The sequence below is a fragment of the Lactobacillus sp. JM1 genome, from assembly GCF_009834385.1.
Classification (GTDB): domain Bacteria; phylum Bacillota; class Bacilli; order Lactobacillales; family Lactobacillaceae; genus Lactobacillus; species Lactobacillus paragasseri.
In genome coordinates this window covers 236,548-258,442 of sequence record NZ_CP044412.1, presented here as the reverse complement: position 1 = coordinate 258,442, position 21,895 = coordinate 236,548, and the positions used below count along the sequence as shown (strand labels likewise).

The 21,895-nt window shown below is 35.4% G+C and carries 20 protein-coding genes, 1 tRNA gene and 1 riboswitch; of the genes, 3 read left to right on the top strand and 18 right to left on the bottom strand.

The genetic code is table 11. The features are described 5' to 3' along the window. Positions 1–6: 6 nt before the first annotated feature. The 17 genes from pgmB to trpS form a co-directional block, all read right to left on the bottom strand. The gene (pgmB, locus tag F3I00_RS01210) at positions 7–669 is read right to left on the bottom strand and encodes a beta-phosphoglucomutase (protein ID WP_020806567.1); all 663 of its coding nucleotides are present in this window, start codon (positions 667–669) and stop codon (positions 7–9) included. Beyond that, the gene (locus F3I00_RS01205; protein ID WP_020806568.1) at positions 654–2,924 is read right to left on the bottom strand and encodes a glycoside hydrolase family 65 protein; all 2,271 of its coding nucleotides are present in this window, start codon (positions 2,922–2,924) and stop codon (positions 654–656) included. The genes pgmB and F3I00_RS01205 overlap by 16 nt, the downstream gene beginning before the upstream one ends. 153 nt (positions 2,925–3,077) lie before the next feature. Next, entirely contained in the window at positions 3,078–4,802 is a 1,725-nt protein-coding gene (locus tag F3I00_RS01200) for a glycoside hydrolase family 13 protein (protein WP_020806569.1), read from the bottom strand. A gap of 10 nt (positions 4,803–4,812) precedes the next feature. Next, positions 4,813–6,471 (bottom strand): alpha-glucosidase, encoded by a 1,659-nt coding sequence (locus F3I00_RS01195; RefSeq protein ID WP_020806570.1) that lies wholly within the window; start codon positions 6,469–6,471, stop codon positions 4,813–4,815. Between the two features lie 103 nt (positions 6,472–6,574). After that, positions 6,575–7,519: a LacI family DNA-binding transcriptional regulator gene (locus F3I00_RS01190; protein WP_020806571.1), complete on the bottom strand. Its 945-nt coding sequence runs from the start codon at positions 7,517–7,519 to the stop codon at positions 6,575–6,577. A gap of 155 nt (positions 7,520–7,674) precedes the next feature. Next, the gene (locus F3I00_RS01185) at positions 7,675–8,646 is read right to left on the bottom strand and encodes a ribose-phosphate diphosphokinase (protein ID WP_020806572.1); all 972 of its coding nucleotides are present in this window, start codon (positions 8,644–8,646) and stop codon (positions 7,675–7,677) included. 109 nt (positions 8,647–8,755) lie between these two features. Beyond that, positions 8,756–10,141: a bifunctional UDP-N-acetylglucosamine diphosphorylase/glucosamine-1-phosphate N-acetyltransferase GlmU gene (gene glmU, locus F3I00_RS01180; RefSeq protein WP_020806573.1), complete on the bottom strand. Its 1,386-nt coding sequence runs from the start codon at positions 10,139–10,141 to the stop codon at positions 8,756–8,758. A 47-nt stretch (positions 10,142–10,188) separates the two neighbouring features. Next, positions 10,189–11,025: a pur operon repressor gene (purR, locus tag F3I00_RS01175; protein WP_020806574.1), complete on the bottom strand. Its 837-nt coding sequence runs from the start codon at positions 11,023–11,025 to the stop codon at positions 10,189–10,191. A 120-nt stretch (positions 11,026–11,145) separates the two neighbouring features. Beyond that, the gene (locus F3I00_RS01170) at positions 11,146–11,385 is read right to left on the bottom strand and encodes a Veg family protein (protein ID WP_003647898.1); all 240 of its coding nucleotides are present in this window, start codon (positions 11,383–11,385) and stop codon (positions 11,146–11,148) included. Between the two features lie 76 nt (positions 11,386–11,461). Then, positions 11,462–12,352, bottom strand: a complete 891-nt coding sequence (gene rsmA, locus F3I00_RS01165) for a 16S rRNA (adenine(1518)-N(6)/adenine(1519)-N(6))-dimethyltransferase RsmA (RefSeq protein WP_003649532.1) — start codon at positions 12,350–12,352, stop codon at positions 11,462–11,464. Further along, complete coding sequence (gene rnmV / locus F3I00_RS01160; protein ID WP_003649533.1) at positions 12,342–12,905, bottom strand: ribonuclease M5; 564 nt, start codon at positions 12,903–12,905, stop codon at positions 12,342–12,344. The genes rsmA and rnmV overlap by 11 nt, the downstream gene beginning before the upstream one ends. Beyond that, the gene (locus F3I00_RS01155; RefSeq protein WP_020806575.1) at positions 12,892–13,662 is read right to left on the bottom strand and encodes a TatD family hydrolase; all 771 of its coding nucleotides are present in this window, start codon (positions 13,660–13,662) and stop codon (positions 12,892–12,894) included. Before F3I00_RS01155 ends, rnmV begins: the two co-directional genes overlap by 14 nt. Then, on the bottom strand, positions 13,662–15,638 hold the full coding sequence (gene metG, locus F3I00_RS01150) for a methionine--tRNA ligase (protein WP_020806576.1): 1,977 nt from the start codon (positions 15,636–15,638) through the stop codon (positions 13,662–13,664). The genes F3I00_RS01155 and metG overlap by 1 nt, the downstream gene beginning before the upstream one ends. A gap of 120 nt (positions 15,639–15,758) precedes the next feature. Continuing rightward, entirely contained in the window at positions 15,759–16,757 is a 999-nt protein-coding gene (locus F3I00_RS01145; protein WP_159310960.1) for a cation-transporting P-type ATPase, read from the bottom strand. A gap of 70 nt (positions 16,758–16,827) precedes the next feature. Then, a riboswitch (M-box (ykoK) riboswitch) is annotated at positions 16,828–16,999 on the bottom strand. A 57-nt stretch (positions 17,000–17,056) separates the two neighbouring features. Then, the gene (locus F3I00_RS01140) at positions 17,057–17,644 is read right to left on the bottom strand and encodes a TPM domain-containing protein (RefSeq protein WP_020806578.1); all 588 of its coding nucleotides are present in this window, start codon (positions 17,642–17,644) and stop codon (positions 17,057–17,059) included. Continuing rightward, the gene (locus tag F3I00_RS01135) at positions 17,634–18,122 is read right to left on the bottom strand and encodes a deaminase (RefSeq protein WP_003649538.1); all 489 of its coding nucleotides are present in this window, start codon (positions 18,120–18,122) and stop codon (positions 17,634–17,636) included. The genes F3I00_RS01140 and F3I00_RS01135 overlap by 11 nt, the downstream gene beginning before the upstream one ends. 19 nt (positions 18,123–18,141) lie before the next feature. Continuing rightward, positions 18,142–19,170, bottom strand: coding sequence for a tryptophan--tRNA ligase (trpS, locus tag F3I00_RS01130; protein ID WP_020806579.1), 1,029 nt, complete (start codon positions 19,168–19,170; stop codon positions 18,142–18,144). A gap of 132 nt (positions 19,171–19,302) precedes the next feature. Between trpS and F3I00_RS01125 the strand changes: the two genes are divergently transcribed. Continuing rightward, positions 19,303–19,914, top strand: coding sequence for an SOS response-associated peptidase family protein (locus tag F3I00_RS01125; protein ID WP_020806580.1), 612 nt, complete (start codon positions 19,303–19,305; stop codon positions 19,912–19,914). A gap of 27 nt (positions 19,915–19,941) precedes the next feature. Then, a tRNA-Gly gene (locus tag F3I00_RS01120) sits at positions 19,942–20,012 on the top strand. 39 nt (positions 20,013–20,051) lie between these two features. Here F3I00_RS01120 and F3I00_RS01115 read toward each other — a convergent pair. Then, positions 20,052–20,714, bottom strand: a complete 663-nt coding sequence (locus F3I00_RS01115) for a CPBP family intramembrane glutamic endopeptidase (protein ID WP_020806581.1) — start codon at positions 20,712–20,714, stop codon at positions 20,052–20,054. Between the two features lie 146 nt (positions 20,715–20,860). On the opposite strand from F3I00_RS01115, the gene F3I00_RS01110 reads away from it, so the two are divergent. Then, a complete protein-coding gene (locus F3I00_RS01110; protein ID WP_065169734.1) occupies positions 20,861–21,721 on the top strand; it encodes an ROK family protein in 861 nt (286 codons plus the stop codon). The last annotated feature ends 174 nt before the right edge of the window (positions 21,722–21,895 follow it).

The window sequence follows — 21,895 nt, the reverse complement described above, 5'->3', positions numbered from 1 at the left end:
TCCCTCTTATTTTTTATTAAAAACTGATTCAATTTCTGAAAGTTTTAATTCTTTAGTAGTTGGAACAACATAATCAGCCTCTTTTAAGACTTCTTTATCTCCAATCCCTACTGCAAATTGTCCAGCACTCTTAATTGATTGAACACCAGCTTGAGCATCTTCAAAGCTAATAACTTCATCTGCATTCAAACCCAGTAATTTTTGTGCTTTTTCGTAAATTTCTGGATCTGGTTTTCCTCGATGAAGAGTAGCTGGATCAACAATGCCATCAAACTCATCCATAATTCCTAATTTAGTTAAGATCTTAGGTGCGTTTTTTGAGGCAGAAGCAATAACCATCTTTAAATTTTGCTTCTTTGCATCACTAAGTAATTCAGGAATGCCCGGTAAAATATCTGCTGGCGTCATCTTTTCAACTTGTTCAACAAACTTAGTATTCTTTTCTGCAGCAAATTTTTCTTTTTCTGCTTCAGAATATTTATTTTCTTGACCACCGTATTTCAAGATCAAATTTAATGAATCCATTCTTGAAATACCTCTTAAGCTATTAAGCTGTTCATCTGTTAGGTTAATTCCTAATTCTTTAGCCAAATTATTCCAAGCAGTCAAGTGGTAAACAGCCGAGTTAGTTAAAACCCCATCTAAGTCAAAAATTAAGCCTTTAAGCATTCAGTTTCACCTTCTTTGAGCATAACTTTTTGATCATTAACTAAAATTTCGAGATTTTCACCTTTAAGCAGTGAAATCTTAGTTTCTTGGTGATCAACATAAACTTCAATCAAGCAACCGCGATAATTAATCTTGAAGCTGTAATGATTCCAGTTATCTGGAATAAATGGATTGAATTTTAATTGATCGTGATCATAACGCATACCTGCAAAGCCTTGCACGATTGCTAGCCATGAACCGCTCATTGAAGTAATGTGCAAACCGTCAACTGTATCGTTGTTGTAATTATCTAAGTCAAGTCTTGCAGTTCTTTCATAAAGCTCAACAGCCTTATCTTTCTTTCCTAGTTCAGCTGCTAAAACTGAGTGAATTGAAGGAGATAATGAGCTTTCATGAACGGTTAATGGTTCATAAAAATCAAAGTTCTTCTCTTTTTGTTCTTTAGTGTAATTTTCTGGGAAGAAGTAGATTCCTTGTAATACATCTGCTTGCTTGATAAATGGCGATCTTAAAATCTTATCCCATGACCAGTGTTGATTAATTGGTCTTTGATCCTCAATTTCGCTTACTGGACGAATTTCTTTATCAAGGAAGTCATCCTGTTGTAAGAAAATGCCCAAATCTTTATCTTCTGGAAGATAAATTTTATCAACAATGTCTTGCCACTTTTCCTTTTCTTCCTCAGTGACATGAACTCTTTCTTGAGCTTCTTTAGTTGCAAGCGGCAAACGCTCTAGCGTATATTTCAAGAGCCATCTTGCCATAGTACTAGTGAACCAGTTATTATTGACATTATTCTCATATTCATTTGGTCCAGTAACACCATGCATTACATATTTATTACGCCATTTAGACCAATGAACTCTAGCTGCCCAGAACCTTGCAGTCCCAACTAAGACATCCATGCCTTCGTTCTTAACATAGCTATCGTCACCAGTATATTCGGTGTACATTGCAATTGCGTGCGGAATATCAGCATTTCGGTGGATTTCTTCGAAAGTAATTTCCCATTCGTTGTGGCATTCAATACCATTAAAGGTAACCATTGGGAATAACGCACCTGGAAGACCTTGTTCCTTAGCATTGTGATAAGCGCCTGGTAATTGATTATGACGATATTCTAGCAATGCTTTAGTAACACTTGGTTTAGTAATGGCTAAGTACATTGGAACAATAAATGCTTCGGTGTCCCAATAAGTAGCGCCACCATATTTCTCACCAGTAAATCCTTTTGGACCAACATTCAATCTTTCATCTTCACCATAGTAAGTCATAAATAATTGAAGAATATTGAAACGAATGCCTTGTTGAGCGGCTGCATCCCCAGCAATTTCAACATCACTTGTTTCCCAACGCTTTTCCCAGGTAGCAGTATGTTCAGCCAAGTTTTCTGCAAAGCTTTTTGCTTGAAGCTTGCTCATTAAGTTTTCTGCAACATCAGCTTGATCTTTCTCTTCAACGTCACGACTTGTTACAACGATGACGTCTTTTTCAAGCTCATAGCTCTGATCTTGATCTAATTCAACTGAAATTTTTTCACTTAACTTGGCTTCTTGACTTGAAACTTCACCTTGAAGTGCTTCCCCGTTATGGCGTAATGCTTGCTTAAGCAAAACCGTAAACTGAGGAACTTCATATGGATTTGGCTTAGTTTTTACTTGGATAGTTCTTCTATCTTTATCTTCACCAAGTGGAACCCAGAAACGTTCATCATAATTACTGTCTTCGTTAACAACTGTTCCATCTAAAGTTGAATCAAAATCAATTTTTGCATGTCCTTCAAGTACAGTTGCTTTAACTTTAATTAAGGCTGCTTCTTTTTGAATAATATGAAGAAAACGTTCAAATTCAAACTTAACTTTGACATCTTTTCCTTCATAGACAAAGCTTCTTGAGAGAAGACCTTGATGCATATCAAGTGATAATTCAAAATCACTAAATTTAACTTTTGCTAAATCAAGCTTTTCACCATTAACAGTAATTCCAATTCCAATAAAGCTTGGTGCATTTGGAGTCTTACCAAAGTATTTTGGATAACCATTTTTCCACCAACCAACAACAGTTTTATCTGGGAACCAAACACCTGCTAAATAGGTTCCTTGAAGAGTATCACCAGAATAACCCTCTTCAAAGTTTCCTCTCATTCCCATATAATCATTACCAATTGCGGTAATACTTTCTTGTAATCTTTTATCTTCCTTAGAAAATTTATGCGTTGTTACTTTCCAAGGATCAACTTCAAAAATTCTCTTCATCATCATTCTCCATCACTTCTGTGAGGTTTTTTGTTTACAAGTCTATTATCTATTTACTGAAAGCGCTTAACAATGATCATTTTTATGTTACCGGTATCAAAAAATTATAAGAAAAAAAGCAGCCTCTTATCGCTGCTTTTTCTTATCATAAATTTAAGCTTTTACTTCTACCAAAAAGCCATCTGGCGCTAAAATACCGTCTTCATAGTTTTGACTAAGCGCTGGTTTCTTATCAATTTTCACATCATGAGCACTGGTATTATAGTATGCATTTATTGTTTCTTTTCCTATTCGTTCAACTTTTAGTAGACCATTTTCTGTTACCGTTAACTTAATGTCACCTTGATTTAAAGTATCTCGATGTTTTAAACGGAATTTGACTAATTCATGAACTCTCTTCCAGACTGGTCCATTCAACTTACTCCAATCCATCGGCTTACGACAATCAGGATCGTTATCGCCACTCATCCCCATTTCTGTCCCATAGTAAATACATGGTATCCCGGGTTGAGCAAATTCATAAGCTATCGCTTGCAAAGCTAAGTCTTGATTACCTTTTGCTAAAGTCAAAATTCGAGCTGTATCATGCGAATCAAGCATATTCATCATCGCTTGGTCCACAATATCTGGATACATCATTAATTGATCAGTTAAGTGTTCACTAAGTTCCTTAGCATCTAAGTTGTGCTTAAAGAAATGATCCTCAATTTGCAAAGTATATGGATAATTCATTACACCCGTAAATTGATCTCCTTGAAGCCACGGGCGAGCTGAATGCCATATTTCGCCAACAATATAGAAGTCTGGCTTAATTTTAATTAATTCGTCATGGAATCTCTTCCAAAAGTGATGGTCAACTTCATTTGCTACATCTAAGCGCCAAGCATCAATATCAAAATATTTTACCCAATAAGTTGCAATTTCTAATAAGAAATCTTGTACTTCTGGATTAGCAGTATTTAATTTGGGCATGTGCTTTTCAAAAGCAAAAGTTTCATATGGCGGATTCTTTTCTCCCTTACTTGGATCCCGGTAAGGTTCAACAGGATAAGAATTAATATGGAACCAGTCTTTAAAGCGAGAGTTGGCCCTATTTTTAACCACGTCTTGCCACTGCATTGATTGGTCACCAAGATGGTTGAAAACTGCATCTAACATCACTTTCATCCCGCGCTTGTGGGCTTCATTAACTACTTTTGCAAATAAATCTTTATCGCCAAAAGCTGGATCAACTTGTAAGTAATCAATGGTGTCATATTTGTGATTAGAGCTTGCCTTAAAAATAGGACAAAAATATAAGCCAGTAATTCCTAACTTTTGTAAATCATCTAAATGATCTAACACTCCTTGCAAATCTCCACCGTAAAAGTCTTCTCTGCCGGGATGATCCTCTGGATTCCAAGGCTTAACGTTAACTGGATCATTGCTTTTATCTCCATTAGCAAAGCGTTCTGGAAAAATTTGATACCAGACAATGTCTTTGAGCCAAGCGGGCGTTTTAATACGATCAATATCATGAAAATATGGCACTTTAAAATATAAGCCATCTTCTCTTAATTTCTCATCGCTAAATTTTTCAATACTACGATCACCAAAAATAACGTGGCTGCCATCATTACCAATAACTTCAAAAGTATACTTAATTCGATGATATGGTGCTGTTAAAGTCGCTGTCCAATAATCGTTTACTTGGCCGCTACCTGCTTTTTTCATTTCTAGCGTTGCTGCATCTGCAGGTGGCAAATAATTATCAATATAGTGAACAATAACTTTTTTTACATCATTTTTAGCAGTATGAAGTCTAATTTTTACGTGCGAATGATCAATTACAGTACAGTCTTCGCTTTCAGTTCTATGTCTTAAAGCTGCTAGTTGCATATTTTACTCCTCAGTCTTTTGTTAATACTACTCCTGCATACGGAGCCAATTTTAATTTTCCATCTTTCAATTGGTAGTTGCCTGCTACTAATTTTTCTTGCTTAAATTCAGGATCTACGTCAAGTTCTATAGCATCTTTACTTAAAGAAACAGCGACTAATGCTTTTTGATCTTCTAAATTACGTTCATAAACATAACTATCGTTTGACGTTGGCAATAAATAATAGCCCCCATCTTCAAACAATGCTTCTTTCTTTAGGCTAATTAATTTTCTGTAGAAATTAAACATGCTATGGCTATCTGCTATTTCATCAGCCGCATTAGCATGATCAACTTTCTTTCCTTTAAGCCAAGGTTTCCCATCACTAAATCCATTATTTTTTGCATTATTCCAAGGCATTGGCCCTCTAGCTGGCAATTTATGAGTTTTACTTACCATTAACAATGCTTCTTGACTAGTTTTTCCAGCCTTTTTGGCACTTTCAATAAATTCTTTAACTGTTTCATCCTCAAATTGTGTTACGTCTTCAAACTCCAAGTTCTTCATTCCGAGTTCTTCGCCATAATAAATAATCGGCAGGCCATTTTGTAAATACATTAGCATGGCTAAGCTCCGAGCTTGAATATCATTTTTAGCAATTCTAGTAGCTATTCTAGCCATATCATGATTATTCCAGTACAAAGTGGGCTTAGACACGCCACTTAAAGTTTGTTGCCAGACAGCCTGATTTTGCTTAAATTTTACTAAATCTAATGATTTCGGCTGATATTGAGCTGAAAAACTAGGATCCACCTGACTTTGATCTTCTGTAAAGTACCTAAAAGTAATTACGCTATCCATCAAGTGGTTATCTTTATTTGTATAATCGACTGCTAAATTAACATTCGCACTCGCTGCTTCTCCTAACAAGAGTGCATCAGGATAATCTTGCTTTATTTCCTCACAGAAAGGTCGCATCCATTTTTGTACTTGCGGTAAGTTAGCAAAAAATGGCTCGGCTACTACGGGTTCTTCAGCTTTACTATTAACTGGGAAATTCTGTCTTAAGTCTGCTTTGGCAATATGAATAAAGGCATCTAATCTCAAACCATCAATTCCTTTTTCTAGCCAATACTTTGCAATTTCACTCATTGCATGTCTAACTTCAGGATTTTTCCAGTTCAAATCAGGCATTCTTTTATCAAAAAGATGAAAATAAAACTGTCCTGTTTCAGCAGGATCTTTCTCCCAAACACTACCTCCAAAAAAGCTTCCCCAATTATTTGGTCGCTGATTATTTTGGCCGGCAAAAATATAATAGTCCCGATAAATACTATCAGGATTTTTAATGGCATCTTGAAACCAGGGATGTTGATCAGACGTATGATTTAAAACAAAATCCATAATTACATGAATTCCAGCTCCATGCATTTCCTTGATTAAATTATCCATATCTTCCATAGTTCCCATTTTGGGATCAATGGCAAAATAGTTTGATACATCATAGCCATTATCAACTTGCGGGGAAACAAAGACCGGATTCAGCCAGACAGCATTAACCCCTAATTCCTTCAAATACGGTATTCTTTTCCTAATACCATTTAGGTCACCAATACCATCACCATTAGAATCCTGGAAAGACTTAGGATAAATTTGATAAATAATTGCTTGGTCATACCAATGTCTCATAATAAACTTCCTCCATAAATCCTATTTTAAGCAATAATTTTAAGCGCTTACAACGTTATTTAAATGTTACCGGTATCAAAAAAAGAAGCTCATCCAGAGCTTCTTAAATTCTAGTAGATTCACTTTTTATTAATTCCGGTTCAATAAGAACCTCGCCCTGCTGAGCTCCGCCTTGTTGAATCTTTTGCAAAATCATTTCTGCTAAGAGTTCACCTAACTTAAACAAATTTTGTTTAATAGTTGTTAGCTTAGGATTTGACACCTGATCTAAGAAAACTCCATCGAAGCCAATAATTCCAAAATCCCGTGGAATATTTCCATTTTTTCTTTGAATAGCACGTACAACCCCAACCGCTATTCGGTCACTTGCACAAATAAAACAAGTGTTGGGGGCAAACTTTTTCCAATTACTAATAATTAGTTTTTCAGCTAAACTACTATGATTTTGGATTCTAAAAATCTTAGGAATCATATTATGCTTCTGCAAGGTGTTGATATATCCAGCCTCTCTCGAATATTCAAAAGGCTCTTTTTCATCAATTCCAATGAAAACAATTGATTGATAATTTTTATCCAGAGCATATTGTGTGGCTATTTGTTCACCTAATTTATTATCGGTATCAATAAAATCATAGCCATAGCGATTTTCACCGAATAACACAAATGGTTTATTTAATTGGTCCAGCCATTTGGCATCATTTGCTCTGCCACCTGTGATAATATAACCATCGCCGCCACCAACCTCACTATCGGTTGCTAACTGTAGTGCATAGTGTTTTTTACCTAATCCACTAGCAATCCCGAAAAGTAAATTCATGTAGTAAGGTTCAGTTGTATCAATATCCTCCAGAATTACTAATTTAACTACATTTGTACGGCGGTGGGCTAGTGCACTAGCAACTGAATTTGGATGATAATTTAGTTGTTCCATTGCCTGTTCGACAATTTTTCTTAATTCAGGCGTAACCTGTTGAGGATGATTAATGACGCGTGATACCGTCATCTTAGACACGCTAGCTTTTTTTGCTACATCAGATAAAGTAGTCATAATACTTCTAAGTCCTTTTTTAAAACTGTATAACTTAATATTACCGTAATTATTCTAATAATGTAAACGCTTAGCGAGTCTAAAAATTAAAACTATTATTTTTAAAGCAATAAAAAAAGGCGATACCTACTTATAGGTATCACCTTATAGTTCATTTAGTTATGTGATTGAAAACGAGTATTAAACAGTGGACTAACTGGTTTATGTTCTTGGATCAATTTAATTGCTTCACCCATCAATGGCCCAACAGAAACAATTTCAGCCTTAGACAAGTCTTTTTCTTCAGGTTGATTGATTGAGTCAGTTAAAATCAATTTCTTAATAGGAGAATTATTTAAACGCTCAATTGCTGGACCAGACAAAACAGCATGAGTTGCAGATGCATAAACTTCAGTTGCACCAGCATCCATTAAAGCTTGAGAAGCTAAGGTAATGGTACCTGCGGTATCAATCATATCATCAATAATGATTGCACGTTTGCCTTCTACATCACCAATAATATTCATAACTTCAGCAACATTTGCCTTTGGACGGCGTTTGTCCACAATAGCAATTGGAGTCTTAAGAAATTCTGCCAATTTTCTTGCTCTAGTTACGCCACCATGGTCAGGTGAAACTACAACAGCATCTTTTTCTAATTCATGACTCAAGAAATAGTCAGCAAGGAGTGGGGCACCCATTAAATTATCAACTGGAATATCGAAGAATCCTTGGATTTGTGGGGCATGTAAATCAAGCGAAAGAACTCGATCAGCACCAGCTTTTTGCAACATATCAGCTACTAACTTAGCTGTAATTGGCTCACGTGCACGGGTCTTTCGATCTTGACGTGCATATCCGTAGTAAGGCATAACTAAGTTTACGCTTCTAGCTGATGCACGTTTAACGGCATCAATCATGATCAATAATTCCATTAAATTATCATTTACTGGAGCTGAAGTTGATTGTACCAAGTAAACATCTTTACCACGAACTGACTCATCGATGTTAATTTGGATTTCACCATCGCTGAAACGTTTAACATCAGATTTACCAAGCTTAACTCCAACCTTATCAGCAATTTTTTCTGCTAAAGGCTTATTAGAGTTAAGCGCAAAAATTTTGATTTCTTTGTCTAATTGAGACATAATTTCCTCCACTGAAAAATTACAATTCCATACTTAATAATAGCAAAAAAATATCCTTTACGCTTGTAAATAGCAAAAAAAGAAGTTGTGTTTAACAACTTCTTTTAATTTATTCCCATTCTTTATCTTTTGAGAGCGGTAACTTATGCCAGTAATCAGGCTTGTTCGTTTGTCTTCCCCTAGCAATTGCCATATCATAGCGTTCAACATCTTTAGTAATAGTTGAGTCAGCTGCAACAAATGCATGATCTGCAATATTAACTGGGGCAATAATCGTAGCACCAGCACCAATGAATGAATGATCCCCCACATTAGTATGGAACTTCTTCACACCATCATAGTTAGAGAAAATAGTACCACAGCCAATATTAATATCTTTACCTAAAGTAGCATCCCCAACATAGGTTAAGTGTCCTACTTTACTATTTTCACCAATTTCAGCTTTCTTGATCTCAACAAAGTTTCCGATATGAGCACCTTTTCTAATAATTGCCTTTGGACGAAGGTGAGAATTAGGTCCAATATCAGTATTATCATCCATTTGAGCTTCTTGAAGAGTTGAAGAAGTAATAGTAACATGATTACCAATCTTAGAATCAACTATTCTTGAACTATTAGTAATATAACAGTCACTGCCAATTTCAGTGTTTCCTTTAATAACAACGTTTCCTTCAATAACAGTGTCATTACCGATCTTAACGTCACTATCAATATATGCTGTATCTGGATCAATAAATGAAACACCATTCCTCATGTGCTCTTCATTAATCCTTCTTTGCATAATCTTAGTTGCCTGAGCAAGAGCAATTCGGTCATTAACTCCTAAGCTCTCACTAAAATCTGGCATTTCATACGCACCAACTTTATGACCAGCTTTACGCATAATTTCTAAAACATCAGTTAAGTAATATTCGCCTTGAGCGTTGTCATTGCCAACTTGTTTTAAAGCCTTAAATAGTTCTTTATTATCAAAGCAAAAGACACCAGTATTAATTTCATCTACTGCTAATTCTTCTGGCGTACCATCTTTTTGTTCAACAATTCTTAAAACATTTCCATCTTCGTCACGAATAATACGGCCGTAACCAAATGGATTTGGCGCTTTTGCAGTTAAAACAGTTGCGCTATTTCCACTTTCTTCATGCTTCTTAAATAAGTTGTTAAAAGTTTCAGCAGTAAATAACGGAGTATCACCAGTAGCAACTAAAGTTGAACCCTCAAGATTTGCTAATAAATCACTAGCTGCCAGTACAGCATCGCCAGTACCTAATTGTTGCTTTTGAAAAGCAAAGTCTGATTGACCTGATAAAACATCTTTAACGCTATCTGCACCATTTCCAACTACAGTAATAATCTTATCTGGATTAGTGCCCTTAGCAGCATCCACCACATGCTCTACCATAGTTTTACCGCAAACCTTATGTAATACCTTGTAAAGTTGGGACTTCATGCGGGTACCTTTTCCAGCAGCTAAGATAACAACATACTTATTCATTAGTTTTATATCCCTTCAATTTTTATATTTAAACAACTATCAGTATATCATTTTGGAAAAAGATTGAAGTCCGTCTGTTCTAAGAAATTACCTGGCCGTACTTTAATTAGCTTTTTAGTTCTGTCAACTTCAGTAATCTTAATCAGTGATTGATAATCATCTACGACCTTTTGAGAAGCGTATTTTGTCTCACAGAGAACGCACATTCCAGCAACTGTTCCCTTAAATTCCTTAACTAGTTCTTCCATCCCAGTTAAAGTTCCGCCGCCTTTCATGAAGTCATCAACAATTAATACATTGCTTCCTTCTGGAAGTAGTCTTTTTGCTAATTCCATTTTTTCAACTCGTTCACTTGACGAAGCAACGTAGTTAACCGAGATTGTTGATCCTTCAGTAATTTTAGGTCTTCTTCTAACCATCACAAATGGTACGTTTAAAAAGCGACTAACTGCTTGCGCGATAGCAATCCCCTTAGTTTCAATTGTCATTACATAATCAACATTACTGTAGGCATATTTGGTTGCAATCAATTGTCCAATTTGCTGCAAATCTTGTGGTGAGCCTAAAATATCAGATAAGTAAACGAAATTACCAGGCAAAATACGATCAGGATCTTCGATACGGTCAGCTAAATCATGAAGATAGTTAGTAGCCTCTTTTTTCCCAACAAAAGGAATGTATCTCACTCCACCAGCAGCTCCTGCTACAGTTTCTAAAATACCATTTTGGTCGCTAGCCAAAGTTTGACGTAAAATTGCCAAGTCTTCTGAAATTGAAGATTTAGCTGCGCCATAGCGATCTGCAAAAAATGGCAATGCAATCAAAGTATGAGGGCGAGCTAAAAGATACTTAACCATATCAACTAATCTTTCTGAACGTTTCATGCTTTTACCTTCCTAAACATTAAATTAAATTTCTAAACTTAAATATACTCTATCTAAAGAACAATCACTAGCATTTTAAGAAAAATACTAGTGATTGTTCGTAATATATTCTATTGTCGCTTACATTTCATCAAACTCAAGCTCAATGTTCTTAGTTAATAAATCCGTGTAACTGTAAGATACTCGTTCAAAGTTGTTTTGATCTTGATCAAGGTCAACTACAAACACTGCACGATAAGTCTTAGTTAATCTACCTTTACGGCGTGTTACTTTCTTTCTTCCTGCTTGAGCTACTACTACCAAGCTTTCGCCCAAATGAGAATCCAAATTATGTTTAATTGCCATTAGTGTTGTTGGCACTGGACGTCACTCCTTTGCTTGGGTACTATTCTATCAAAAAATTAATATTTTTTCAAGTCTGTAAATTGTAAGCGTTCTATGCTTGCTGATCTTTTAAAAGATGTGCTAACTCTACAAATTGATTTAGCGTTAATTCTTCCGGACGAACTCGAAGATCTAGTCCTAAATCATTAATCATTTTTTCACGCATATCTCTATCCTTGACTAAGGATTTTAAGTTATTAGCTAGTGTTTTTCGGCGCTGAGCAAAGCACATTTTTACAACATGATCAAAGAAAGAATAATCGTCAATATCTGGCTTTTCAGTAAGTGGCGTCAAGACAACAACTGCAGAGTCAACCTTTGGGCGTGGCATGAATGACGTACTTTTCACTTCTTCTGCTAGCTTCACATTCATTCTGCTTTGAACAGCAATTGTTAAAGGACCATATTCCTTAGTCTTGGGTTTAGCAACTAAACGCTCAGCCACTTCTTTTTGCATCATTAGCGTTAAACTACTGAAAGCTAAATTACTCTTAATTAGATTAAAAATTATCGGCGTTGTGATGTAGTAAGGCAAATTAGCAACAATTTTAACCGACTTATTTAAATCAAGAAAACCATCGCTATCTTTAGTAAAGTTTGCCTTTAATACGTCTTTCATGACTAATTTAAAGCGATTGCTTAATTCTTCACCAGCAACTTTTTGTGGCAATTCATTTTTTAAAATTTCAGGTAAATCTTGATCAACTTCATAAGCTAACACCTTGGCACCAGCTAAAAGAAGCTGCTCAGTTAAAGACCCAATTCCTGGTCCAATTTCAATAACTTGATCACCTGGTTGAATATCAGCCGCTTCAACAATTCCCTTAATTGCGGCTAAATCTACTAAGAAATTTTGCCCCAAATTCTTTTTTGCATGCATAAAGTAGCGATTAACAATCGCCTGAGTCCGAACTGGACTAGCAATCGGCATACTATTTGACATCTTCAACTGCCCTCTTTAATTCTTTATAAGTAATTCCAAACATTTTTAAGCGCTTTAAGAATTGTTTACTATTTCCATATCCAATTCCTAACTTAATCCCAACTTTTTCACGTAAAAGACGCGCTTCTGGACTAACTGCTAGACCCAAATCATCATACTTTTCTTTAGTAATATCACTCTCTACTGCTTGAACCTCGTGCAAATCACCCAAAGCACGTACTAGTGCTTCTTTTGACGCATGTTCAACTCCTAAGCTATTTCCTCTCTTAGTTGGCTCTCCCTCTTTACGAGTGATAAAAGCTTGTTTAGCATTGGGTGCAGCATTAGTCACCAGTCTTCTAATTCTTTCACCATTATAGTCTGGATCTGTAAAGATAATTATTTCTCGTGTTTTTGCCAGTTTCTTAATTTCTGCTAAAGTTTGATCAGATACCTCCGAGCCATTAGTTTCAATAGTTTCAATTCCTGGGAAAAACTGTTTTAATCTCTTGGTATCGTCTCGTCCTTCAACAACAACTACCGCATTAAACTGTTTTTGATTATTTGATTCCATATGCCCTCATCGTATTTTCAAACGTGTGCTTTGCTACCTCTTCAACAGATGTGTCACGTAACTTAGCGATCGCTTCCGCAACATAACGCACATATCCAGTTTCATTCTGCTTTCCGCGGTATGGCTTTGGCGTTAAGTATGGTGCATCCGTTTCAATTAAAAATTTATCCCAAGGAACAACTTTAGCCGAAGCATGGACATCAACCGCTTTAGTAAAAGAAACAACGCCAGAAAATGACACCATCATCCCTAAGTCAAGAAACTTTTTAAGCCAATCAGGATCACCATTAAAGTTATGAATTATTCCTCCATATTCACCGACATGACTATCTTTTAAAACTTGATATGTATCTTCAAAAGCATCACGTGTATGAATATTTACTGGCATCTTTAAGCTATGAGCTAAATCAAGCTGCTGCGCAAAAACTTTTCGTTGAACATCTCTTGGCGATTCATCCCAGTAATAATCTAGTCCAATTTCTCCTAAAGCAACAGTTTTAGGCTTTTTTAGCTGCTCAACTAGCTTATCTTCTGATTTTTGATCATAATCCTTAGCTACGTCTGGACAGTAGCCAACAATAGCGTATAAATTATCAAATCTTTGACTTAGATCAACTGCTCGTTCATTAAATTCTGGATCTTGTCCAGCAACCGCACTTTTTACCACACCTAATTCTCTTGCTCGATCAAGGTAGATCTCTTCTTTTCCTCGAAAAGGCACGTCATTTAAGTGCGTATGCGAATCAAAAATTTTCATTAGCCTAATTCAGCCCCAACTTCATGTTCATCGCCTACAATAGCTAATTTAACCTGACCATCTTTTTCACTAGATAAAAGCATACCTTGACTTTCATGACCTAACATTTTACGTGGTTTCAAGTTAGTTACTGCTAGCACCTTTTTATCTAAAAGTTCGCTTGCATCTGGATAGAACTTGCGAATACCACTCAAAATTTGACGCTCATTTCCATCGCCAAAGTCTAGCTTAAACATCAACAGCTTACTTGAACCCTTTACTGGTTCTACTGATAAAATTTGACCAACTTGAATCTTAACCTTGTCAAAGTCATCAATGGTGATATGCTTTTCTTCTTTTTGCTGGCTTCTAGTCTTCTTCTTTGGTTTTGCCTTCTTCATTTCTTCCTTAATGTATTTAACTTCAACATCATTCTTAAGTCTTGGGAAGATTGGAGTTGGTTTTTCAGTTACTTTAACATTCCAGTCAAAGCCGCCAAATTCAAGTTTCTTTTGTTCCTCATTATTCCAGTCAAGACCAAGTTGTTCAAACATCTTAACTGGACTTTGAGTCATTACTGGTGCAATTAAAATAGCAACTAAACGAAGACTTTCAGCTAAATTAGACATTACTTTAGATAATTCTTCGCTCTTGCCTTCTTTATTCAAAGTCCAAGGAGTTGTCTCATCAATATATTTATTTGCACGAGAAATAAGCTTCCAAACACTGTCTAAAGCTTGAGAGAAGTGGAGAGCATCCATGTGCTTTTGATATTCTGCGATTGTTTCGTTAGCTGTCTTAATTAAGTCTTGAGCAAATTCATCTTGTTCTGCTGCAACTGGTGCAACTTGACCATCTTGGTATTGGTTAATCATCGAAACAGTTCTATTTAGCAAGTTACCCAAGTCATTAGCTAAATCAAAGTTAACTCTCTCAACGAAATCTTCAGGAGTAAAAATACCATCTGAACCAAATGGAATTGCACGCATCAAGTAGTAACGAAGAGCGTCTAATCCATAGCGTTTAACAATCATTTCTGGATAAACGGCATTACCTTTAGATTTAGACATTTTACCGTCTTTCATTAAAACCCAGCCATGGCCGAAGATTTGCTTAGGAAGTGGCAAGCCTAATGCCATTAACATAATTGGCCAATAAATTGTATGGAAACGCACAATTTCCTTACCTACTAAATGAACATCAGCTGGCCAATATTTCTTAAATAATGAATCATCATCTGAGCCATAACCTAGGGCAGTAATATAGTTAGAAAGTGCATCAATCCAAACATAAACTACGTGCTTAGGATCGCTTGGTACAGGAATTCCCCAGTCAACTGTTGTACGAGTTACTGAAAGATCTTCAAGACCTGGCTTGATAAAGTTATTTACCATTTCTTTTTCACGAGAGTGAGGCAAAATAAAGTCTGGATGATCCTTATAATACTGTAAAAGACGATCAGCATATTTACTCATTCTAAAGAAGTATGAAGGTTCTTTAACCAAACGAACTTCGTGGCCTGACGGAGCTTTACCGCCAATAACATTACCATTATCATCTTTATAAACTTCAGCAAGTTGTGATTCAGTAAAGTATTCTTCATCTTCAACTGAATACCAGCCAGTATATTCGCCTAAATAAATATCGCCTTGCTTTAACAACTTTTCAAAAATCTTTTGAACAGCTTTAACGTGGTCTTCATCAGTTGTCCTAATAAAGCGATCGTAAGAAACATCTAACATCTTCCATAACTCTTTATAAGAAGCTGCCATCTTGTCTACAAATTCTTGAGGTTTAATACCCTGTGCTTCAGCTTTTTGTTCAATCTTCAAACCGTGTTCATCAGTACCTGTTAAAAAGAAGGTATCAAAACCGCGAGATTTTTTGTAGCGAGTCATTGTATCAGCAGCAATCGTAGTATAAGCATTACCGATAGTTAATTTTCCAGATGGATAATAAATAGGTGTAGTAATATAGAAAGTTTTCTTTTCAGCCATCTTTATTCTTCCTCTCATAAGTCTTTTAATTGCTAGTATAACATAGCATGTAGGACTTAATTTGTACATTAAAAAAAGGAATTCTATAAAATACGGAATTCCTATAAATTATTTAGATAATTAATTGTCATATGTCGCTCGAATCCTAGGCATATCGATATTGGCTTTTACCAAGTTATTTACAATAGCTGTTGGCATTACCTCAGCCGTTATGCCAATAGTAATTGCTATAGCAAAAATCAAAGCATTCTCCCAATTACCACGCATTATTTCATTAATTAGCAAAACAACTGGAACAATAACTAGAATTAATGTTAAAAAGATTTTGGTTAATTTTTTCATACTAAAATTAAAGAGATGGTTCTCTAGATTAATCTTAGAAAGATTTTGAACTACCTTTCCAAAAACAGTTTCTTTACCAGTCGCAAAGATAACGCCAATGCCTGAACCTGAAAGAATAATCGTGCCTGCATATAAAATATTAGCATAATCTAAGTTATTATTTTTACCAATGTAATTAGTAGCACTCTTTTTCACAGTGTCTTCTTCACCAAGTAATGAGCACTCTAAATCATTACTTTTCAGTAATTTAACGTCAGCTGGAACAATATCTCCAGCTTTAAGTAGTACCACATCTCCAATTGTTAGATCACGGGTTAAAAGTTGCTGTGGTTCACAATCACGCATTACTTGAGTTGTTCTAGAAATTCGATTTATCAAATTTTGAATATTAGTATTAATACGAATATTTTGCATAGCAGTTAAAATGGCTGAAATAAATAAAATTGCTAAAACAAAAATTGCTGGACTTAGGTTAAGAGTATGTTGAGAGGAATTTAAAAAAATTGCTACAATTGCTAAAAAAAGCAGAACAAGGGAAAAAGGAGTTATAAAAGCCTTTAACAAATAGTGAAGTTTTGTCTTATCATGTTTAATTATTATTTCATTAGATCCGTATTTTGCTAAGCGTTGCCTCGCATCTTTACTTTGAAGGCCGCTAATTGAGGTTTTTAATCGTTGCAGCGTCGCAAACTTATCTTCGCATGCAATCCGGCGCACCAGCTTGGTGTCTGTAGTATTTCTTGTGCCGGAAGTGTTGATTTTGAACATCTTCAACATCCTTTCTTAAGAACCTAGCAAACAAACAAAAAGACCGATGCAAAAACTGCATCGGCTCAAATCCAAGCGATTTTTATACTCGTCGTTCAGTTTTAACACTACGTGACGTAAGGTTATTTAACATAACTAGCTGGCTGGGGAGGGCCTTATATCGACGATCCCTGTTTGACCCGTTGGCATCTCTGGATGTTGCTGGGCGACAGCATATGTTCACGTAGGAGTCTCACCTAACAGTTTATTTGCTCTAATATTTAATTTCTATTGATACTTTAACGGCTAACTAAGAATTAGTCAAGTCCCTACTTCTTTTTTCGAAAACTCTTAAATAGAACTAGTCCGAAACTGATTAAAGCTGCAATTACTAATCCCCAAACCAAGTTTACACTCTGTGGATGATCTATTTTTTGCAGTTCATCTTGTGTTAGCGAATTTTTATCATAAGACAGCTTATCTTTTTGGGCAACCAAAGTAGCGCAAGCATTAAACACTAATCGAATTCCGGAATTAAAAGTTGCTGCCTTTTCACTTCTTAATTTATTCCCCGCATAACGAACAATATTGCCACATTTACTTTGAGTTAAAGGATCTTGATAATTCTTACCGACAATAATTTGAACATTTTTCTTTTTGTTTTGAAGAGCAACAGCAATAATTATCTGATTCTTTAGTGGCTGAATTCGATTTAAATCATTGCTGTCTTTTAAGCTTAAAAGGCGAATTTCAGGTTTAGTTTTAGTCTTTTGATAACTCTCATTTTTCTGATTAACAAGTTCTTTTGTCTGATTATCAAATAATCCTTGCGGATCACTAACAAAAGACTTGGTGCTAGCAGTCAACGTTAATAAACAAATAAGCAGTGACACCAAACTAATAATTTTATTTTTCATTGTCAGCCTTCTCTAGCCTGTCTGCTAAGCTTTGAACGTATTTATGATCAAGTGTTACTTGTTCAATTGCAACACCTTTTTCACGCAATAGTTTTAAGGCTAAAGGATTATCATGATAATCATAATAATAGTTAATTTTCTTAATGCCAGCTTGCACTAAGCACTTGCTACAATTAAAGCAAGGAAAATAAGTAACGTAAATTTCAGTACCTTCAGTGGAAATACCATTTTTTGCACATTGAATTAAGGCATTCATTTCAGAGTGAATCGTTCTTACGCAGTGCCCATCCACCATCAAATGACCAACATCATCACAATGAGGCTGTCCCGAAACACTACCATTATATCCGGTCGCAATCATCCGGTCATCTTTAACTAATACACTTCCAACTAAGGCACGATCACAGGTAGAACGTTGTGCAATAACTAAAGCCTGCATCATAAAATATTGCTTCCACGGAATCCTGTCTCTTGTCATTGTTCTTACCCTCTTTAAATTATTTATTTAATCTGTCAAAATAATTTAAACCAATTGCTTCTCTAACTTCTTTTAAAGTTTGGTTAGCAACTTTATTTGCCTTCTTTGATCCTTCTAGTAGCATTTCATAAACAGCATCTGGATTTTGAGCAAACTTTTCACGACGTTCTCTGATTGGTCCAAGCTCTTCTTCGAGAACCTTATTTAAGTAGCGCTTAATTTTAACGTCGCCCAGGCCACCTTTTTGGTATTGTTCTTTAAGTTCAGCCACTTTATCCTTGTCTGGTGCAAACACATCAAGATAAGTAAAGACAGTATTTCCTTCAACTTGTCCTGGATCTTCCACGTGGATGTGGTTTGGATCAGTGTACATGGACATTACTTTCTTTTGAACAGTCTTTGCATCATCAGATAAATAGATTGCATTTCCTAATGATTTAGACATTTTGGCATTTCCATCTAATCCTGGAAGTCTTCCTTGACCCTTTGGTGGGAAGTAGCCCTTTGGCTCAACTAAGATATCAGTGTTATAAACCCGATTAAAAGTACGTACTATTTCACGAGTTTGTTCAAGCATTGGTTCTTGATCATCCCCAACTGGGACCACTGTTGCCTTAAAAGCAGTAATATCTGCTGCTTGAGAAACCGGATAGTTTAAAAATCCTACGGGAATTGAATCCTTGAAGTTCTTTTGCTTAATTTCAGTTTTAACAGTTGGATTTCTTTCTAGACGTGCAACTGTTACTAAATCCATGTAATATGCAGTTAACTCAAACAAAGCGGGAATTTGCGATTGAACATAAATAGTAGATTTTTCAGGATCTAAACCAACAGCTAAGTAGTCTAAAGCTACTTGAATCAAACTATTTTTAATTTTTTCAGGATCTCTTGCGTTATCAGTTAAGGCTTGCGTATCCGCAATCATAATATAAGGTTCATATTTACCTTCATTTTGTAACTTAACACGATTTTTTAAGGACCCAATATAGTGACCAATGTGAAGCTTACCAGTTGGTCTATCTCCAGTTAATAAAATTTCTTTCGTCATAATTTTCTCCAATATTTGTTAATCTTTAGCTTTACCTCCAATTCTAGCAAAAAACCTTATTCGTTTAAACTTACTCAAAAATTGCTAGAATTAAATTGAAAGAACTAATCAAACTAGAAAGAATGAAAAATCATGTGTAGCCACTATGCAATGCCCTCTCTTAAAGAAATTAAGACTTACTTGACAACTGATTTAAAATTACCACTGATTGTACCTAAAAACATTGAAGAAAAATTTTCTGCTGTCACGCAAATCTATCCTAAATCTTCATCCTTAGTAATGCTTTACAGCAACAACGAATTAAAACTGGTTGAAAAGAAATGGGGCTATCCGAGCCCTTTTCAAAAGAATCGTGTTCTTTACAACGCTTGCATAGAACGTTTTTATGAAGAAAAACCATCAATGTGGGACAACTCATTTGCTCGGCAGCGCTGCATTATCTTAGCCAATGAATTTTGGGAAAGCAGTAAACAAACTTACCTTGCTTCAAATAATCAGACCTACCATGAACACTCTTCTTTTACTGCTAAAGAAGAACCAATGACTTTAATCGCTGGCATTTATCAAGGCGACGATTTTTCAATGGTAACAACTGCTGCTAACAGTACCGTTCTTCCTGTTCATGAACGCATGCCATTAGTCTTAAAGCCATCCGAATTACGTCGCTGGCTCTTTCAAAACTTCACTTCTCTACTTAACCGTTCAGAATATAATTTGGCTCGACATCAGTTGCCACATCGTTAACAAAAATGATATAATCATTTTGCTTACGCGGGTATAGTTTAATGGTAAAATGTCAGCTTCCCAAGCTGAAGATGCGGGTTCGATTCACGCTATCCGCTTATATTAAAAAAGGAGGAACTTTTTGTTCCTCCTTTTTGTTATGCCAAGATAACCATAAAAATTCCATTTAAAATTGCTAGATAAATTGGCATCATTATTCGCTGTGAATATAGGTACGACCAAGCAAGAAGCATCCCATAAAGACTGTTAATAATAAACAAGGCAAATGAAGTTTGAAAATTGAGAATTCCGAAGAAAAAGCCTGAACAAATGATCCCAACTATTCCGCTAGTCATATTTTGTGCTCTAAAACCGTAATTAAAGAAAAAGCCATTCGTTAAATACACTTGCAACGCTGGTATTAAGATCCCGATTGAAAAAATGAAAAACCAAAATAAGAGATTGCACTCACCCTTTTGATAAATTACTTGAAAATTCATCAACGGAACCGTTCCTTTAGCCTGTAGATATGAAATAAAAATTCTTCCTAGAATCACTAAGATCGAAACTCCCACAATAAATCCGTAATCTGCTAAAAGCGGCATACTTGGCCTTTTTTCAAAGAACCGTTGCTCGCGATTAAATTGCCTAATGTAGAAATATAAGGCAAACAGCGAAAAAATTAAAAAGAAAAAATATCCAATCTTATTTACTTGATCATTTAATAATGTTAATTTCTTTACTCCAACTACTATCAAATAAAGAACTAAATAAACAGCATATCTAGTTAAATTTCCTTGCCTTGATGATGGCGTATTCATGGCTTCTTCCCCTTTATATCAACTGCATTTATTATAACAAAGCACTTAACGTTATTTATAGTTCATTAAAAATATATACTTATTGACAACGCTTTCATTTATAATTAGCATGAAAGTGAAGAAAAACAAGAGAGGAAACATTTATTATGAACTTAATTGCAATTGATATTGGCGGTACAACAATCAAGATCGCTACTTGGATAAACCAAAAACTAAAAATGGTCTTTACGATTGATACACCTGATAATTTAGATACTTTCTATGAAGAATTAACTGATGCTGTAAACGAAATTAAAGCAAAAAATAAAATTGATGGCGTTGCCATCTCATCTCCTGGGGCTGTTAATAAGAAGACTGGAGTAATCGAAGGAGCCAGTGCCCTTCCTTATATCCATAACTTTAAAATTGTACCCGAATTAGAAAAAAAATTTGGCTTGCCAGTAAGTATTGAAAATGATGCAAATTGTGCCGCTCTAGCTGAACTTGTTGACGGATCAGCTAAAGGATGCAGCAGCATGGCTTTCTTAGTTATTGGAACCGGAGTTGGCGGTAGTATTATTATTAACAATCAAATTTGGCACGGCGCTCATCTTTATGGTGGTGAATTTGGCTTTATGATTATTGATGGTCAACAACTTAGTGCCTTGGCTTCTCCGGTTTCAATGGCTAAACACTATAATGAAAAAACTGGTAAAGATTTTGATGGAAAGACAGTATTTGAACTTGCTGACACTGATGATTTGGTTGCACAGGAAGAACGTGGCAAGCTGATTCATGCTTTAGCTACTGCTATTTATAATATTCAACATAGCTTTGATCCAGAAAAAATCATCATCGGTGGCGGAATTTCTCAAAACCAAGAATTAATACCTCTTCTTAATGATGAAATTTCAAAAATAAGAAATAAATTAAATATTGCGACCGTTAAGCCAATTTTAGACATCTGTACCTTAAAAAATGAAGCAAATTTGCGTGGAGCTGTTGCAGATTTTGAAAAAGAGCATTAAATTTTATATAGACACTTTTTTATTATTAAATAAATGTGTTTGAAAGCATCACAAAAAGGACTGAGAATACTATCTCGGTCCTTTTTTGTTATCTAATTTAAGAAAAGTATATATTTTTACATAAAAGCGCTTTACTTTTACCAGAAATAAGTTTATATTTATACACGTAAAATA

Excerpts from the sequence above, each read along its gene's own strand:
- trpS (WP_020806579.1), bottom strand. The coding sequence starts at position 19,170 with ATGACGAAAGAAATTTTATTAACTGGAGATAGACCAACTGGTAAGCTT.
- F3I00_RS01205 (WP_020806568.1), bottom strand. The coding sequence starts at position 2,924 with ATGAAGAGAATTTTTGAAGTTGATCCTTGGAAAGTAACAACGCATAAA.
- F3I00_RS01190 (WP_020806571.1), bottom strand. The coding sequence starts at position 7,519 with ATGACTACTTTATCTGATGTAGCAAAAAAAGCTAGCGTGTCTAAGATG.
- glmU (WP_020806573.1), bottom strand. The coding sequence starts at position 10,141 with ATGAATAAGTATGTTGTTATCTTAGCTGCTGGAAAAGGTACCCGCATG.
- F3I00_RS01110 (WP_065169734.1), top strand. The coding sequence starts at position 20,861 with ATGAACTTAATTGCAATTGATATTGGCGGTACAACAATCAAGATCGCT.
- rsmA (WP_003649532.1), bottom strand. The coding sequence starts at position 12,352 with ATGTCAAATAGTATGCCGATTGCTAGTCCAGTTCGGACTCAGGCGATT.
- F3I00_RS01155 (WP_020806575.1), bottom strand. The coding sequence starts at position 13,662 with ATGAAAATTTTTGATTCGCATACGCACTTAAATGACGTGCCTTTTCGA.
- metG (WP_020806576.1), bottom strand. The coding sequence starts at position 15,638 with ATGGCTGAAAAGAAAACTTTCTATATTACTACACCTATTTATTATCCA.
- F3I00_RS01115 (WP_020806581.1), bottom strand. The coding sequence starts at position 20,714 with ATGAATACGCCATCATCAAGGCAAGGAAATTTAACTAGATATGCTGTT.
- F3I00_RS01140 (WP_020806578.1), bottom strand. The coding sequence starts at position 17,644 with ATGAAAAATAAAATTATTAGTTTGGTGTCACTGCTTATTTGTTTATTA.
- F3I00_RS01145 (WP_159310960.1), bottom strand. The coding sequence starts at position 16,757 with ATGTTGAAGATGTTCAAAATCAACACTTCCGGCACAAGAAATACTACA.
- F3I00_RS01135 (WP_003649538.1), bottom strand. The coding sequence starts at position 18,122 with ATGACAAGAGACAGGATTCCGTGGAAGCAATATTTTATGATGCAGGCT.
- F3I00_RS01195 (WP_020806570.1), bottom strand. The coding sequence starts at position 6,471 with ATGAGACATTGGTATGACCAAGCAATTATTTATCAAATTTATCCTAAG.
- purR (WP_020806574.1), bottom strand. The coding sequence starts at position 11,025 with ATGAAACGTTCAGAAAGATTAGTTGATATGGTTAAGTATCTTTTAGCT.
- F3I00_RS01185 (WP_020806572.1), bottom strand. The coding sequence starts at position 8,646 with ATGTCTCAATTAGACAAAGAAATCAAAATTTTTGCGCTTAACTCTAAT.
- pgmB (WP_020806567.1), bottom strand. The coding sequence starts at position 669 with ATGCTTAAAGGCTTAATTTTTGACTTAGATGGGGTTTTAACTAACTCG.
- F3I00_RS01125 (WP_020806580.1), top strand. The coding sequence starts at position 19,303 with ATGTGTAGCCACTATGCAATGCCCTCTCTTAAAGAAATTAAGACTTAC.
- F3I00_RS01200 (WP_020806569.1), bottom strand. The coding sequence starts at position 4,802 with ATGCAACTAGCAGCTTTAAGACATAGAACTGAAAGCGAAGACTGTACT.
- rnmV (WP_003649533.1), bottom strand. The coding sequence starts at position 12,905 with ATGGAATCAAATAATCAAAAACAGTTTAATGCGGTAGTTGTTGTTGAA.